General features: G+C 65.4%; 9 protein-coding genes. 5 read left to right on the top strand and 4 right to left on the bottom strand.

The features are described 5' to 3' along the window. The first annotated feature begins 2 nt into the window (after nucleotides 1–2). From GXH28_RS06455 to GXH28_RS06435, 5 genes are all read left to right on the top strand, one after another. The gene (locus GXH28_RS06455; RefSeq protein ID WP_169238203.1) at nucleotides 3–2,387 is read left to right on the top strand and encodes a hypothetical protein; all 2,385 of its coding nucleotides are present in this window, start codon (nucleotides 3–5) and stop codon (nucleotides 2,385–2,387) included. A 60-nt stretch (nucleotides 2,388–2,447) separates the two neighbouring features. After that, a complete protein-coding gene (locus GXH28_RS06450) occupies nucleotides 2,448–3,266 on the top strand; it encodes a TIM barrel protein (RefSeq protein ID WP_169238202.1) in 819 nt (272 codons plus the stop codon). 85 nt (nucleotides 3,267–3,351) lie between these two features. Next, nucleotides 3,352–5,778, top strand: a complete 2,427-nt coding sequence (locus GXH28_RS06445; protein WP_169238201.1) for an ABC transporter permease — start codon at nucleotides 3,352–3,354, stop codon at nucleotides 5,776–5,778. 261 nt (nucleotides 5,779–6,039) lie between these two features. Further along, nucleotides 6,040–7,875 (top strand): hypothetical protein, encoded by a 1,836-nt coding sequence (locus GXH28_RS06440; RefSeq protein WP_169238200.1) that lies wholly within the window; start codon nucleotides 6,040–6,042, stop codon nucleotides 7,873–7,875. 18 nt (nucleotides 7,876–7,893) lie between these two features. Then, nucleotides 7,894–8,739: a segregation and condensation protein A gene (locus tag GXH28_RS06435; protein ID WP_169238199.1), complete on the top strand. Its 846-nt coding sequence runs from the start codon at nucleotides 7,894–7,896 to the stop codon at nucleotides 8,737–8,739. Nucleotides 8,740–8,746: 7 nt separating this feature from the next. Here GXH28_RS06435 and GXH28_RS06430 read toward each other — a convergent pair whose 3' ends face one another. The 4 genes from GXH28_RS06430 to GXH28_RS06415 are packed head-to-tail and all read right to left on the bottom strand — an operon-like array spanning nucleotide 8,747 to nucleotide 15,245. Next, complete coding sequence (locus tag GXH28_RS06430; RefSeq protein ID WP_169238198.1) at nucleotides 8,747–9,445, bottom strand: HAD family hydrolase; 699 nt, start codon at nucleotides 9,443–9,445, stop codon at nucleotides 8,747–8,749. Between the two features lie 6 nt (nucleotides 9,446–9,451). After that, nucleotides 9,452–9,997: a signal peptidase II gene (gene lspA, locus GXH28_RS06425; RefSeq protein ID WP_169238197.1), complete on the bottom strand. Its 546-nt coding sequence runs from the start codon at nucleotides 9,995–9,997 to the stop codon at nucleotides 9,452–9,454. Then, entirely contained in the window at nucleotides 9,990–11,768 is a 1,779-nt protein-coding gene (locus tag GXH28_RS06420) for an AAA family ATPase (protein WP_169238196.1), read from the bottom strand. The genes lspA and GXH28_RS06420 overlap by 8 nt, the downstream gene beginning before the upstream one ends. 45 nt (nucleotides 11,769–11,813) lie before the next feature. Beyond that, nucleotides 11,814–15,245, bottom strand: coding sequence for an isoleucine--tRNA ligase (locus tag GXH28_RS06415; protein WP_169238195.1), 3,432 nt, complete (start codon nucleotides 15,243–15,245; stop codon nucleotides 11,814–11,816). Nucleotides 15,246–15,286: the final 41 nt, after the last annotated feature.

Raw genomic sequence — 15,286 nt, 5'->3', positions numbered from 1 at the left:
CCGTGACCGCGACGCAGACCCTCAAACCGCGCAGCCGCAATCTGCCGTTGGCATTGCTCGCGCTGATCGTCGTCGGGCTGGTGCTGGGCCTGTTCACCCGCAGCCTCCGCTTCGACGATCCGTTCATTACCTACCGCTTCGCCGACAACCTGGCGCGCGGCCTGGGATTCACGTTCAATCCCGGCGCCATCGAGAACGCGCTCATCACGACCGCGCCGCTCTATGCGTTGGTGTTGGCCTTGCCGGCGGTGCTGAGGTTGGATATTCCGGCGGTCAGCCACGCACTTGGTGCCGGCGGATTGATCGCCGCGGCGTGTGCGTTGTGCGTGATGGGCTGGCGACGCGGCCAGGACTCCCCCGGCTTCATTGCCGGCCTGGTGTGCCTCATCTCGCCGTTGCTCTGGTTAACGGTGGGATTCGAGACGCCGTTGTTCATGGCGGCTGCCCTGTGGGCGTTTGTGTGCGTGGATGCCCGCAAGCCGGCGCTGGCCGGGCTGCTGGCCGGCCTCGGCGTGGGGCTGCGCGGCGACGGCGCGATCGTCGTCGGCTTGTGCGCGCTGTTCGCGCTGGACTTCGACGCGCGCCGGGAGAGCGGCCGGCGCGCGCTGCTCGCGGTCATCCGCCCGGCCGTGAGATTGCTCGCCGTTGCGGCGCTGATCTATGCGCCGCTGGCCATCTTCTTGATTACCCAATTCGGCTCACCCATTCCCACCACGTTGCAGGCGAAATCGGCCCAAGCCGCTTCGGGGTTGACGGGCTTCTATCCCGGCACGACTTTCCCCGAAGGCGCTTTGCTGCTGATCCAAGCGTATCTGCAACAGTCGGCGCTGTTCATCTTCATACCCATCGTCGCCGGCCTGGGCGCCTATCGCGCTGCCTGGCTGAGCGTCGAGTCGGCGCGCAAGCAGGGATGGCAGTGGCTGCATCGCGCGCCGTTCATCATGCCGATCGCCTGGGCGGCCTTGCACTTCGCCGGCTATTCCGTGTTGGGCGTCGCGCCGTATGTGTGGTACTACGCGCCGATCGTCCCCGGCCTGGCCGGGTTGATCGCCATCGGCATAGATTGGGTGGCTTCGACCACGACGCATCCACGTTGGACGATGCAACTGCTGACGACGCTGGCCGTCATCCCGCTGCTGATCGGCAATCTGAACATCATCCGCGTGCTACAGGGCGCGACCCCACCCGACCCGGCCGAGGTGGCCTCCAAGGCGCTGCCGGAGACGAAGGTGGACATCTACGAGCGCGTCGGACGATGGCTGAACACCAATACACCGCCCGGCGCGACGATCGGCATGACCGAGTTGGGCGTGATGAGCTATTACGCCCGGCGGCCGGCCAACGACTTTCTGGGGCTGGTGCAGCCGTCGCGATCGAGCGCCATCCGGCGCGGCGATTTCGTCGGCGGCCTGATTCGCACCCAGCCCGACTACTTGGCGCTGACGAACTTCAACTCGCTCTACGACGCCAACCCACAGGAAGACGACTGGTTTCGCGCCATCTACACGCCGGTCGCCACCTTCACCGATGTGCGCTTCTGGGGCTCGCCGATGACGGTGTGGCAGCGCGTCGCGCCGCCGATCACGCCGGCGCTCACGCTCGATGCGAGCGTGCACGACCTCGGCCAAGGTTGGCAGGTGACCGGCATCGCCGTCAGCGCACGCGAGGTGGTGACGACGACGCCGCTCATCGTAAGTGTGCGCTTGAAGGCCGGCGAGCCGATGGGTAACCGCGAGCTGCGCGTGCAGCCCATCGTAGTGCAGCGCGGCGATGGCTTGCCGGTGCGCTCGCGCGTGATCCACACCGACCTGTTCCAGACGGGCGAAGAAGCCTGGTACGACTTCCCGATCATGCCCTACCCGGATGCGCGCAAGGGCGCCTACGACATCAGCGTGCGCTGGCTGGACGGCGACCGCGAAGTGATCGCCGGGCGGATCAAAGTGCCGCTCGGCGAAGTGCCGGCCAAGCATGCGCAAGTCGCGCCGCTGAGTGGCGGCCTCGGCATCGAGTTGCTCCGGCAACCGATCGAAGGGTGCATCGGCGCAACGGCAACCGTCACGATCTACTGGCGCGGCGGCCAGGCGCTCACGACGGACTACAGCGCCTTCGTCCACCTGCGTGACGCCGCCGGCAACGTCATCGCGCAGCATGATGGCCAACCGCGTAACGGCAGCTATCCGACATCGGTCTGGTCGCCCGGCGAAGTGATCCCCGACGGTCACGCGATCACCATCCCGGCCGGGATCGTGCCCGGCGCATATGCTGTCGTCGTCGGCCTGTACGACCCGCACACGGGCGCGCGCCTACCGGTGGATGAATCGCCGACGCGCACACCGGACGGCGGGGTGAGGATCGGCGAGATTGCGCTGAGACGCTGTTCGCGATAGATCAACCGTAGGTTTGTCCTCTGTTTGCCCGCGCCCTAAACTTGCCGTCGTCCCAACGCTGTGCTCTACACCGGCTACGCCGACTTCTGGTTCCTTGACTCACCGCTGCCCGAGCGCGCAGCGCGGTTCGCCGCGCTGGGCATCCGTCACCTCGACGTGTGGGCGTGGCGCAGCAAAGGCGCGCTGATGGATGAGTTGGCCGCAGCCTGTCGCGCGTGTGGCTGCGTGATCAACTCCACTTTCGACGAAGCCGGCGGCTCGCTCACCGATGCGCATGACCTGCCCCTGTGCCTGGACGCCTGGGCCGAGTCGCTCGAACGCGCGCAGCGCTGGGGCGTCCGGCATCTGTTCATGTTCAGCGAGCAGATCAACCCGGCGTCCGACGCCCGGCTGCCGCACATCCAGGGCCGGGTGAAGCCGCCCTCGCGCGACTACACCCCCCAGCAGAAGTATGCCAACCTGCTGGACGGCGCGGCGCGGGTGATGGCGCTGGTCGAGAAGACGCCCATCGTGGTGTGGTTCGAGGCGCTGAACACGTATCACCTGCACGGCGGCGTCACCGTCAGCACGCACGAGCTGGCCGCCGACGTGGTACGGCGCATTGCCCATCCCCAGCTTCGTCTGGCGTTCGACTGCTACCACCAGCAGCGCAGCGCCGGCAACTTGATCCAGGGGCTGCGCGACTATTGGGGGCTTTACGACAGCGTGCACATCGGCGACGTGCCCACACGCCAGGAGCCGGGCACCGGCGAGATCAACTTCGCCGGCATCGCGCGCGAGCTGCGCCGGCTTGGCTTCGACGGCAAGATCGGCCTGGAGTTTTACCCCTCCACGAGCGAGGCCGAGGCGCTGGCGACGGTGCGCGCGCTCTTCGGGTGAGGCCACGGCGCGCCGCAGCGACGCCCGACGGGAGCGGCGGCGAACGCTCATCCATCTTTCAGCGATGTGAGGATAATCCGCGCCGATGTTCGCTCCGCGCTGGCGCAAGGTGATGCGCGACCTATGGCTGAACAAGACGCGCACGCTGCTCGTCATCTTGTCCATCGCCGTCGGCGTATTTGCGGTCGGCGCAGTGATCGGCGCGCGGACGATCCTGGCCCGCGACCTACAGGCGCAGTACGCCGCCACGAACGAAGCCAGCATGAGCATCGCGGCCTCGGGCCTGGACGAACAATTCGTGCGCTCTATTGCGCGCATGCCGGAGGTGGCCGATGCGCAGGGCCGCGCGGTTTACGTCTTGCGTGTGCGGCTAGGCGAGTCGCGCAGCAACCTGATCCTGTACGCGCACTGGGACTTCGACGACATCCGGCTGGATCGCTTTCGGCACGAGCAAGGCCCGCGCACGCCGCCGCGTCGCGAGATGCTGCTGGAGCGCAGCGCGCTGCGGTTGTTCCACAAGCAGATCGGCGATACGCTGACCGTGGAGCTGCCCGATGGTAAGACCCGCGAGATCCGCATCGCCGGCACGGTGTTTGATGTGAACGCGCCGCCGGTGACGTTCGCCAACTTCGGCAGCGCCTACATCACGCCGGATACGCTGGAGTGGCTGGGCTTTCCGCGCGCCTATACCGAGATGCGCGTGCGCGTAGCAGCAAACCCGACCGACCGTGCGCACATCCAGCGCGTCGCCGACGCAATCAAGAAGCGGGTGGAAGATAGCGGGCGCATTTTCTTCAGCGCGAACATCCCGCAAACGCCCGGCCAACACTACGCGCACGACCAGATTCAATCCCTCTCTCTCATCCTGGTTGCGCTCGGCGCGCTGGCGCTCTTCCTCAGCGCCTTCCTGGTCATCAACACGACCACCGCGATCCTCGCGCAGCAGATCAAACAGATCGGCATCATGAAGTCTATCGGTGCGCGCACGCCGCAACTCGTCGGCATGTATCTCACCAACGTCGCGGCGTTCGGGTGGGTCTCCCTCGTCGTCGCTGTGCCGCTAGGCGTCTTGGGCGCAGTCGGGCTGGTGAGCTTCGTCGCCAACCTGCTGAACTTCGATGTGCTGACAGTCATCCCGCCGCTGCCTGTGGTGCTGATCCAAATCGCCGTCGGCTTGGCGCTGCCGCTGCTGGCCTCGCTGGCACCCATCCTCGCCGGCGTGCGGATGACCGTGCGCGAAGCGATCACCTCCACCGGCATCAGCGACGACACGCCCGGCCATCACAACCCGCGCATAGATGCGCTGAAGCAACGGCTGGCCGGCGTCGTCTTCATCGAGCGCTGGCTATCGCGCCCGTTCCTGCTTTCGATCCGCAACACCTTTCGGCGCAAGAGCCGGCTGGCGCTCACGCTGGGCACGCTCACCCTGGCCAGCGCCATCTTCGTCTCGGTGTTCACGGTGCGCGACTCGCTCAACCGCACGCTGGCCACCTCGCTGCGCTACTGGCAATATGACATCGAGGTGAATCTGCGCCGCTTCCACGGCGAGGACAAGGTTTTGAGCCAGATGCGCCAGGTGTCCGGCGTAGCCTACGCCGAAGCGTGGGGCACGGGCAGCGCGCGTCGCATACGCGAGGACGGCAGCGAAAGCCGCAGCATCAGCGTGATCGCGCCGCCCGCCGACAGCCGGCTGATTCAGCCGGTGATGATCCAGGGGCGCTGGCTGTCGCCCGACGATACCCACGCCGTCGTGATCAACGCGGACACGCTGGCCGACGAGCCGGACATCCGCATCGGCGACACGATCACCCTCAAGTTCGGTGCGCGCCGCGTGCCGGTGCAGGTGGTCGGCGTAACGCAGAGCACCCTCACCGGCCAAATTCGTAACCCACGCGCCTTGTATATGAACCTGACTGGCTATCGCAACGCGTTCACCATCGGCCGGCAAGTGCGCAACGTGGTCGTGGTCACCACGGAGCACGACGCGGCCTCGCAATCGGCGGTCGCCAGGGCAATTGAGGCGCACTTTCGCGCTGTTGATATGCCAGTGGATACCACCGAGACGCTGAGTGAGCGGCGCGAGCAAATCACCTTCCAGTTCGACATCCTGATCGTCTTCCTGCTGATCATGGCGGCGTTGTTGGCCGCCGTGGGTGGGCTGGGGCTGGCCGGCACGATGAGCATCAACGTGCTGGAGCGCACCCGCGAGATCGGCGTGATGCGCGCCATTGGCGCGAGCGACAGCGCTATCCGGCGCATCATTATCGGCGAAGGCGTGGTCATCGGCGCGCTGAGCTGGGCGTTCGGCGCTTTGTTGGCGCTGCCGATCAGCAAGCTGCTGTGCGACGCAGTGGGCATGGCCTTTCTACGCCGGACGCTGGATTTTGCCTATTCGCTGGAGGGCGTGGGCGTCTGGTTCGTTGCGGTGCTGGCCGTAGCCGCAGCGTCTAGCTTTCTGCCGGCATGGCGCGCCTCGCGGCTGACCGTGCGCGAGGTGCTGGCCTATGAGTAAGACCCACTACCGGATCACCCTGTGGCGTCGGCGGGACATCGGTTAGCCTCAGCACGCCCGTTGCAATTTGCCGGCGAACCGGAGGACGAGCGAGTCGGACAGGGGCAACGACGCACCACGCCGGGCCCATGCGCCGGCGTGCGCTCCCATGGGCTCATGAGTTTTGATCGGCGCGCTGCGTTTCACCTCGGTGACTTGGAAGACCAACGGGTGAGGGGAGGGGCGCGCGGGGCGCTCGCGCGTTGAGGTGACGATGCGCGCGTGGTAAATTCGACCGGCATCGTGGTCGAAGAACTCACGCCGCCGGCTGCTTCCCCGCGCGCGCTGCAGCATGCCCGCTTCGGCGCCGCGCTTTCGTCGCTCTCCGTCGTCGCATTGGGGCTGACGATCGCCATCTTTGCCGGCTATTTCGTCATTTACCTGGTCTACGCCCGCGCGCTGTTTGCCTTCCCGTTCGATTACGACCAGGGCGAAGGCTTTGAACTCTACGACGCCATCCGCCTGGCGCGCGGGGAGGGCATCTACCTGGACAACGCGGAGTTCCCCTTCTATGCCTCGAATTACCCGCCGGTCTATCGGCTGGTGCTCGCGCCGCTGGTGGCGTGGTTTGGGCCGCACCTGTGGGTGGGGCGCGCCCTAGCCTTTGCCGCATCACTGGTCACCGGCGCGCTGATCTTTCTCGCGGCGCGCCGGCTGTGGCAAGCGGAGGGATTGGCAGGCGATGAGCGCCAGTCGCGCCGCGCGCTGCGCGCTTCTCTCTTCCCCATTCTGCGCCTCTGCGTCCCGCTGTTAGCTGCGCTGGCGTTCTTTGCGGCGAACTACGTCTACCAAGTCGGGCCGCTGGCGCGCGCACATGTGCCGATGGTGATGTTTGCCTTCGCCGGGATCAGTTGCCTGGACATCGGCCTGGACCCGCGCCGCGCGTCGCCGGAGGCTGCGCGGGCGAGATACAGCGCGCTCGGCGTCGTCCTGCTTCTGATCGCGGGCTGGACCAAGCTGCAAGCGGTGGATGCGCTGGTTGCCGGTTTCACGTATCTGCTGATCCGGCGGCCAAAGTGGTTTGCGCTGGCGCTTGCCGCCAGCGCGCTGGTCACCGGCGCGCTGGTGCTGGCGATGAATGCGGCGACAAACGGCCAGTTCTGGTTGAACGTGGTGCTGGCCAACGTGAATGCATATGACATCGCCGTCACTTGGCAAACCTACGGCCAGTGGTTCCGGCTCCAGGGCGTCTTGATCGTTTGCAGCGTGCTCTACGTCGCGTGGGATGTCGCGCGAGCTGCGCGCGCCCGTTCGTTCGGGCCGATCACCATCTGGTCGCTCTACTTTGTCGCCGGCAGCGCGATGGGCATGTTGACCGGCAAGTGGGGCGCCGGGCCGGCCTACTTGATCGCCGCTATTGCAGCCTCGTGTGTGTGCGCGGCCGGCTTGCTTGTGCGCATCACGCATCGCTGGGCGCGCCGCCTGAGGGATGAGGCGCAGGGCGCGCGCGATGCGGCGCGCTCAACATCGGATGCGACGAGCGATGCGTCGGGCGCTGAGCGCCGCGCGCCCTATCTGCCGGCGCTCGCCACAGCGCTCGCCGCCTTGATCTTCTTCCTCCAGGCCGCGCTCAACGTGCATTTGCCGACGAGCGGGCGCATCTTCGGCGCGATCGCGCGGTTGATCGGCGTCGCCGATACGTCGTCGTATCCGCCCTATCCTTACTATGATTCTGCCGGTTTCACGCAGCTCGGCCATTTGCTCGACCCTGCGGATGCCGCCAACGGCTGGGCGATGGTGGAGATGATCCGCAGCGTGCCGGGGCCGGTGTGGAGCGAGGAGGCGATGCTCACGCTGCTGGCCGGCAAAGACGTAGTGACCAACCCGACGCAGTTGCTCAACTTATCCAAGAATGGAATGCTCGACACCTCGCGCATGATCGCTATGATTGAGCAGCGCGCGTTCGGCGCAGTGGTCTTCCGCGCCTTGTTCTATCCCGATGAGGTCAAGGAGGCGATCTTCCGCAACTACTACTGGGCGCGCCACTTCAGGATGAACGGCTTCGATTACTGGGTGCTGTTGCCCGCGGAACAACGCGCCAACGGGGATCCGCAGTGAGATGTGGAGAATTGGGCGATGACCGAGATGCAACATACACGCTTAAGCGGTGGTGAGGTCGTTCAGGGCGCAGCAGGGCCGGCCAGCCCCCCACCATTCTCGATCCACCTGCCGGTCTATGAAGGCCCACTCGACGTGCTCCTGCGGCTGATCGAAGAGCGCCAGTTGGAGATCACCGAGGTCTCGCTGGCTATGGTGACCGATCAGTTCATCGCCTACATGGCCGGGATGCCTCGGCGCGACCCGCGCACCATTGCACACTTCCTCTCGGTCGCCGCCCGCCTCATCGTGATCAAGAGTCGCGCGTTGTTGCCGCAGGTTGCCGTCGCGCTCGAAGCGCAGGAGGAGACCGATGACCTGGTGAGCCAACTGCAGGCTTACCAGCTCTACAAGCACGCCGCAAGGATGCTGAGGGCGCGCGAGCAGCAGCAGTTGCGCGCCTATCCGGTGCATCCGCCGCCTATTCCCCGCCCGCCATCGAAGAAACTGCCCCTGGATAACGTCACGCTGGAGGCGCTGGCCAGCGCAATGCAGCGCGTCGTGAATCGTTGGCTGCCGCCGCCGGTCGCCGACGAGGTGATCGCTCGGCTGCCGTTCACCGTGAACGACTGTATGGACCGCATCCTGTCTGCCGTTAACACCCACCGGCGGGTGGCCTTCACTGACATGCTGGAGGGCGTGCACACGCGGGTTGAGATCGTGGTGACGTTGCTGGCGTTGCTGGAGCTGCTCAAGCGCTATGTCGTGCGGTGTTACCAGGGGACGTTGTTCGGCGAGATCATCATCGAGCATTTCCCCGAGGAGGAGCGGCCGCCCGCCGATGAGCGTCCTACGGCCAGGGAAGAAGCGGCGTTCGACGGATGACCGCTGTTTAGCGCGGGATCAGCCGGTCGAATGCGTCGTCGTCCAGCTCGGACAACGACGCGACGACCACGTCGGCGTCCAGGTGAGCGTGGGTGGATGTGACGCCGACGCAGCGCATGCCGGCGCGGCGCGCGCCTTCTAATCCGGCCGGCGCATCCTCCACCACCACGCAACGCGCCGGCAGGGCGCCGACGCGTTGGGCCGAGACGAGGTAGACCTGCGGATCGGGTTTGCCGCAGGTCACGTCTTCGCCCGAAGTGATCGCGTCGAAGTAATGCCCGATGCCCACGGCGGCAAGGATAGCGTCTATGTTGGCGCGCGGCGCAGCCGAGGCGACCGCTTGACGCCAGCCGGCGGTGCGCAGCGCTTGCAACCAGCGCAGGACGCCGGGCAACGGCGCGATGCCGTGCTCGCGCACGAGTTGGCGATAGCGCGCTTCCTTCGCGTTCGCGATGCGGTTCACTTCAGCAGCGGCCAGGTCTGGCCCGAAGATGCCGCGCAGGATGGTGTCGTTGCGTTGGCCGAAGGTGGCGCGGAACGCTTCGTAGCTGAGGTCGTAGTGCTCGCGCGCCAGCGCTTCGCGCCAGGCTGCATAGTGGTAGTCGGCCGAGTCCACCAGCACGCCGTCCATGTCCCACAGCACGGCGCGTCGCGCGTCGGTTGGCGGGATGGATGTTGCGTCGTTGGCGGAGCGTTCGCGCGCCATGGCGGGTTACGCTTTGTTGCCGCGCAGGAAGCTGGCCGCAATCAACACAATCACGCCCACGACGATGGCGCTGTCGGCGATGTTGAACACCGGCCAGTCAAAGCCGATTTCGGGGATCTGGAAGTGGATGAAGTCGGTGACGTAGCCCTGGCGCAGGCGATCGAGCAAGTTGCCTATAGCGCCGCCAAGCTGTAGACCCAGCGCCACCCGCGAGAGCCAATCGCCGGCCGGAAGCCGAGGCGCGTAATACAGGATCACTGCTGACACGATCAGTGCGACGACGATGAAGAATGCGCCGCCGTTTTGGAACAGGCTGAACGCTGCGCCCGTGTTCTGAGTGTGCGTCCAGCTCAGATAGGGGCCAATGACCGGGATGGATGTGTAGAGCGGAATCTGCGCCTCGACGATGCGTTTGGTGATAATGTCCGCAGCCAGGGCGATGCTCGTCACCAGCAATAGCAAACCGTAGCGCTGGAAGAACAGGGCAGCAACTGGCCGGCCCGGGCTTTCCGCCGATGGGTTCGATTCTGCGATGCGCGCTTCCTCACTCATGGTCGAGAGCGCCTGCGTGGTGACTACGCGCGGCGTGGGATGGGTCGGTCAGGATGGCAACGGCCAGCATCACTGCGCCGACCAACAGCGCGAGATGGGCCAGGTTAAACACCGGCAAGTTGGTGATGTGCAGGTAGTTCATCGCTGCGCCATACGTGGCGCGGTCAAACAGATGGGCGGTCAACCCGCCGGCGATCAGCCCATATGCTTTGGCGCGCCTGCCGTCAACGCGCCGGCCCGCGAAGGCTGCGATCAGGGCGCACAACGCTAGGCCGACCAGCGTGACGCCGATGGTTAAACCGATCTCCACCAGGTTGGCTTCCGGGGGGGGCTGCAGCCCAATCAGCCCACCAAGCACCGGCGCGCCGCTGTGGAGCGCCTCGACGGATTGGACGGCCAGCTTGATCGAGCGATCCATGATGAACACGCCGGCCGCCACCGTAATCGGCGTCCAGATCGGCGCAGACGATACTGGAGATGGGGGACGTTCATGTGGGCGGGGCCGGTTGAGCGCGATGAGCTTAATGCCGCCTCCTACAAGGGGAGCTGTGAGTGGTTTTGTTTGCTGCACCGTCGCTTGGTCGCCGGTCTGCACCAGGCGCAGCGCAGTGGCTAGGTGGCGTGTCTCAACGCCGATGAAGCTCGGCGCAGTGGCGAACAGCCGGGCCAGGCGCGGGTCGCGCTCCAGCGCCTCGGCCCACTCGTCGTGGTCGCTGCGGGCTGAACCCTGCAGACGCGCGCGTCGTTCGAGCGTGGTCAGCGCCGGCGCATCCAGGCGGATGGCGTCGAACAGCCCCGGTGAAAGCACGCGCAACGCGCACAACTTGGCGATCATCGCGCCGGATACATCGGTGCGGTAGCCCTCGGCGTGGCGCTTGGCCAGCGCGCGCATGGCCGCGCGCCAGTGTTCGGCGGCGCGCTCGATCGCATAGTGGTCGCTCCCCAGGATGTCGGTGAAGAGTTGAACGCAAAGTGGCGGGAGGTCTGAAGCGATCGGGCGAGGCGGCGTCGGCGGTAGCTGGGGTGGGGCGGCGATGGCCGCCTCACGTTGTGCGGGATGCGCGCTCACGCGCAATTCGACTTGGTCGGTGAGCCAGGCGCGCAACATCGCCGCATCGCCGAGCTTCTGGATAAGCGCCGGTTGGTCGGCGCAGATCAACGTGGCACAATGTTGGGCGTTGAGGAAGTATTTCGAGGCTTCCAGGAGTTGGGCGATGCTTTCCGGCGTCGCTTTGTCGAGATGATCAATGGCCACGACGAACGTCGCGTTCGAGAGCGTGATGGCGCTGTGGATCATGCCGGCAAAAGCGGCGCGCATATGGTGGGCAAATGCAGCGGCGGCGAGCGTGGCGCTTGCGTCGTCGGCCGCCTCGTGTTGTACCACCTCTTCCAGTTCGGCGCGGAGTTCCTGGACGGTCGCGGGCGCGCCGGGCTGTTGAGCCAGCTTATCGAGCACGCCAAAGATCAGGCGTTGCCAGGGGGCCAGGTCGGTCGGCAGATTGGCGGCGTTGATCAGCGCGCATACGACCTTGCGATGCTGGGGCGTGCGCCGGGCGGATGCGCCATCCCTGCACAGCGCGCTCAGCAGCGTGGTTTTGCCGCTGCCGCGGGGGCCGAATAGGCCGATCGCGCGGCGCATCCCCGGCTGGTCCAGCGCGGCCAACACGGCGTCGAGCGCCTGGTGTTGCCCAACGCTCAGTCCGATGCCGGGCAGTGCGGCGATGGCCGGCGGCGTCTGTCCTCGAGGTCGCTGTAACGTGTCTTGAATCATGGGGCTGCGTTTGAAGCGCCAGGCATCTCGGACGTGCCTGCTGACTTACTCATCGGACGCTTTTTTGATCGAGATCGTGAGCTGCTCGCCGTCGAAGGTATCGCTTGCGCGGATGCCGTCTGCCAGTTGCCCCTCGCTCAGCGCGGCGCTCAGCGTTTCGCCAGCGATGTAGTCGGCGAATTGGGTGATCGCGCGTCGTAGGCGGTCGCTGGCGCTGTAGGCCAAATGGATGCGGTCGGAGACGTTCAGCCCGGCTGCCTTGCGCAGGTCGTTGACGCGGCGCACCACCTCGCGCGCTAACCCCTCGGCGATCAACGCCTCGTCAAGCGTGGTATCGAGGCCGACGACGATGCCGTTCTCGCCGGCGACGATCAACCCCTCGCGTGGGATGGCTTGTATGATGATCTCATCCGGCTGGAGCGAGACGCCATTCACAGCGACGGGTCGGCCGGCCTTGACCGCAGCGACAACCGACGCTGGGTCGAGCTGTCCCAAGCCTGCGCGCACCTTCGGCAAGTCGGCGCCCAGCTTTTTGCCCAGTTTCTTCAGGTCTGGCAACACGCGGTAGCTGACCAGTTCGACTTCGCGCTCGACAAACTCGAGCGCCTTGACGTTCAGCTCATCGGTGATGACGTCGTAGTGAGCCAGGATCGCCCGGCGCGCTTCGTCGTCGGCGACGATCATCGCCTTGCGCAGCGGCTGGCGCACCTTCACCTTCGATTGGGCGCGGGTGCTGTGGCCAAGCGCGACCACCGTGCGGGCCAGCGCGACCTGGCGCAGCAGGTGGTGCTCTTCTTCCGTCAACTCGCGCGGCTGTGGATAGGGCTGGTGATGCACGGAGAACGCGCGTCGCGAATCGCGCAGTCGGCGGTTGTCCTCCGGGTTCTGGATGCGGAAATCTGCGTTCCGCAAGTTCTGCCACATTGCTTCGCTAATGAAGGGGACGATAGGGGCGATAAGCCGAGCGAGCGTCGTGAGCACCTCGTAGAGCGTGGCGTAGGCGGCTTCTTTGTCTGCCGTCATCTGGCGGCCCCAGAAGCGCTCGCGCGAGCGCCGGACGTACCAGTTCGATAGATCGTCCACGAACTTCTCGATGGCCAGTACTGCCGGCCGTGCATCGTAGGCGTCGAGCGCGGCGTTGACCATGTTCGTCGTCTCGGCCAACCGAGCCAGCACCCACTTATCCAGGGCGCTGAGCGTCGTCGGCTGTTCCTGCGCCTCCGGCGACTTGGGCGACCAACCGTCGGCGTTGGCGTAGGTGACGAAGAAAGCGTAGACGTTCCACAGCGGGATGATGACTTGGCGACGGGCCTCGTTGAGCGCGTTGTAGCCGAACAGCAGGTTGTCGTCGTAGCGCTGGCGCGCGTACAGCCAACGCATCACGTCGGCGCCGGCCTGATCCGCAGCCTCGTTGAACTCGATGGCGTTGCCTTTGCTCTTGTGCATCGGCTCGCCTTTTTCGTCGAGCAAGGTCGCGTAGCCGAGGATGGTGCGTGTGGGCATGCGCCCTTCCAGCACCGTGCTCATCGCGATCAGCGAGTAGAACCAGTTGCGGAACTGGCCGGGGAAGCTCTCGGTGATGAAGTCGGCCGGGAACCATCGCTGCCAGTATGCCCGGTCGGTGCGATAGCGCAGGGTGGAGTAGGCGACGATGCCGGCGTCCAGCCACGGATTCCCCACGTCGGGCACACGTGTGCCGATGAGGCCGGTGACGGGGTGCTTGATCTTGACCTTGTCAATGTGCGGCCGATGCGGCGTGTGGCCGTCGAATTGCTCCCAGCCCTCGACGGCGCGGGCCTTCAGCTCTTCGTAGCTGCCGATGACCTCAAATGTGCCGTCGGGGTATTCCCAGATCGGCAGCGCGAGCCCCCAGTAGCGCTTCTTGCTGATCATCCAGTCGTGCATGTTGCGCAACCAGTCCAGTTCGCGCTCTTTGCCGAACGAGGGGATCCAGCGAATCTGCTCCGACACGGCCATCATTTCGTGGCGCAGCTCGTCCATGCTGATGTACCACTCGTCTACCATGCGATAGACCAGCGGCGTGCCGCAGCGCCAGCAGTGGGCGTAGCGGTGCACATACTTGTCGCGCCGATAGAAATAGCCCTTGGCCTTGAGGAGCGCTTCGACCAGGTCGGGCACATCGTGGGCGTGCTTGCCGGTCAGTTCGCCGAAGCCGTCCAGGAAGCGGCCGTCCTCGTTCAGCGGGGCGATCTTTGGCATGCTGTGCTGCTTGCCGAGTTGGTAGTCCTCCGGGCCGGCGCCGGGCGCATTGTGCACGATGCCGGTGCCTTCGTCCTCGCCCACGCCGTCCCAGGTGATGACGACGTGCGCGAAGGCGCGGCCGTCGTGCTTGTCCTGCCAGCGCTTGTGCGCGTCAATGAACGCCGGCAAGTCATCGAATAGCCCTTCGTACGTCCAGCCGGCCATGTGTTCGCCCCGAATCTCCCCCAGCACCTCGTATTCGCCGCGCAGGATGTGCAGCGTCTTCTTGCTGAGGAAATACACGGCCAGTTCGCCGTCTTTGTGCAATTGCCGGACGATGGCGTAGGTCAGCTTGGGGCCGACCGAGGCCATGATGTTGGCCGGCAGCGTCCAGGGCGTTGTGGTCCAGGCCAGAAGGAACTTGCCCGACGCGTGGTCGAACTTGGCGCGCGCTTGCGGGCTCACCCAGGTCGCCTGGCTCACGTCGAACGACCTGAGCTTCATGCGCACGGTGATGGCGGGATCCTCGCGATCCTTGTAACCTTCGGTGTCAATCTCGTGCTGGCTGATGCCGGTCGCGCAACGCGGGCACCATGGGATCACATCTTCGCCGCGATAAATCCAGCCCCTTTCGTGGCACTTCTTCAGGAAGCTCCAAATCTGATAGTTGTTCTCGTCGCTGAAGGTGAAGTATGAGCCGCCCAATTCCGGCAGGCCGAGACGGCCGACGATTTGCTCGACGGTGCCGGTGATCTTTTGCCCGTTGCGTTCGAGGGTGATGACTTGCTGTGGGTCTTCGACGATCTTCTGGGCGAGCCAGCGCAGCTCTTCCGGGTCGTTCCAGTCCATCCAGTAGCCCAGCCGGATGGATTGCTCGGTCTGCATGGCAGCGCTGTTCAGCACGCGCTGCTTGCACAGGCCGATGAAGCGCTCCACGCCGAAGGTCTCAATGTCGCGCTTCGACTTGAAGCCCATGTCTTTCTCGACGTTGACTTCGACCCACAGCCCTTGGCAGTCGAAGCCATTTTGCCAGCGCTGGTTGTAGCCCTTCATGGCAAAGTAGCGCTGCCACAAGTCCTTGTAGGTGCGGCCCCAAGCGTGATGCACACCCATGGGGTTGTTGGCGGTGATCGGGCCGTCTATGAACGAGAAGCGTTTATCGGAGTCGGCGCGCAACTCGCGCAGGCGGTCGAAGGCCCGGGTGCGCGCCCAAAACGCGAGTACGTCGCGTTCTTGAGCCGGGAAGTCAATCTGGGTCGCAACTGGTTGAAACATCGTCAATCTACAATAACGTCATCGTACGATGATACTACAAT

Source organism: Candidatus Roseilinea sp. NK_OTU-006, from assembly GCF_012931985.1.
Taxonomy (GTDB): Bacteria; Chloroflexota; Anaerolineae; order J036; family Brachytrichaceae; genus JAAFGM01.
This window is presented reverse-complemented; position numbering and strand designations above follow the sequence as displayed.

What these genes read in the sequence shown, in the direction of transcription:
- GXH28_RS06445 (WP_169238201.1), top strand. Translation starts at nt 3,352, where the DNA reads ATGTTCGCTCCGCGCTGGCGCAAGGTGATGCGCGACCTATGGCTGAAC.
- GXH28_RS06435 (WP_169238199.1), top strand. Translation starts at nt 7,894, where the DNA reads ATGACCGAGATGCAACATACACGCTTAAGCGGTGGTGAGGTCGTTCAG.
- GXH28_RS06430 (WP_169238198.1), bottom strand. Translation starts at nt 9,445, where the DNA reads ATGGCGCGCGAACGCTCCGCCAACGACGCAACATCCATCCCGCCAACC.
- lspA (WP_169238197.1), bottom strand. Translation starts at nt 9,997, where the DNA reads ATGAGTGAGGAAGCGCGCATCGCAGAATCGAACCCATCGGCGGAAAGC.
- GXH28_RS06420 (WP_169238196.1), bottom strand. Translation starts at nt 11,768, where the DNA reads ATGATTCAAGACACGTTACAGCGACCTCGAGGACAGACGCCGCCGGCC.
- GXH28_RS06415 (WP_169238195.1), bottom strand. Translation starts at nt 15,245, where the DNA reads ATGTTTCAACCAGTTGCGACCCAGATTGACTTCCCGGCTCAAGAACGC.